A 650-nucleotide genomic window follows, 5' to 3' on the forward strand; every position below is an offset into this window, starting at 1 on the left:
CTCTGTTCCAAGATCGTCGTGCGTACCGAGTCGGTGATGTGCTAACCGTGGTGCTTTCTGAAGAGACTTCTTCAAGCAAAAAAGCCGGAACCAAATTTGGTAAGAGCTCAGCGGTGAACTTTGCTGCGCCAACCATCGGCACTAAAAAGTTTGATGAACTTGGTGTGAGCATTGACGGCAGCCGAAATTTCGATGGCAGTGCGTCTAGCTCGCAAGGCAACAAGCTCCAAGGTGCTATCACGGTCACGGTGCATGACGTGTTGCCAAATGGCGTATTGCGCATCAGTGGCGAAAAGTGGCTGCGCCTAAATCAAGGTGATGAATTTATCCGTTTGACGGGCATTGTTCGCGTCGATGACATCACTCGCAATAACCAAGTTTCTTCTCAACGAATTGCGGATGCTCGCATCACTTACGCTGGTCGCGGCGCGTTGGCAGACAGCAACGCTGCTGGGTGGCTGACTCAGTTCTTTAACAGCCCATGGGTACCATTCTAATGAAGCCAATCAATACCTTTTTTTCGTCTTTCCTACTGGCATTGACCTTAGGGCTTCCTGCGACTTCACAGGCTGAAGTGGAAATTCCTATTATGGATTTGGTGGATGTTCGAGGCATCCGCGAAAACCAATTAGTCGGTTACGGTTTGGGGG

Annotated in this window: 1 protein-coding gene and 1 pseudogene; both read left to right on the top strand. The window is 50.0% G+C overall.

Going from position 1 to position 650, the window contains the following annotated elements:
* On the top strand, positions 1-497 hold a 497-nt coding region (gene flgH, locus R7R24_RS27675; protein ID WP_318120268.1), incomplete at its 5' end, for a flagellar basal body L-ring protein FlgH.
* Positions 497-650, top strand: a pseudogene (locus tag R7R24_RS27680) (flagellar biosynthesis protein FlgI); the annotation flags it as partial. The gene flgH and the pseudogene R7R24_RS27680, both read left to right, overlap by 1 nt.

It is taken from the genome of Vibrio sp. 704 (genome assembly GCF_033339295.1).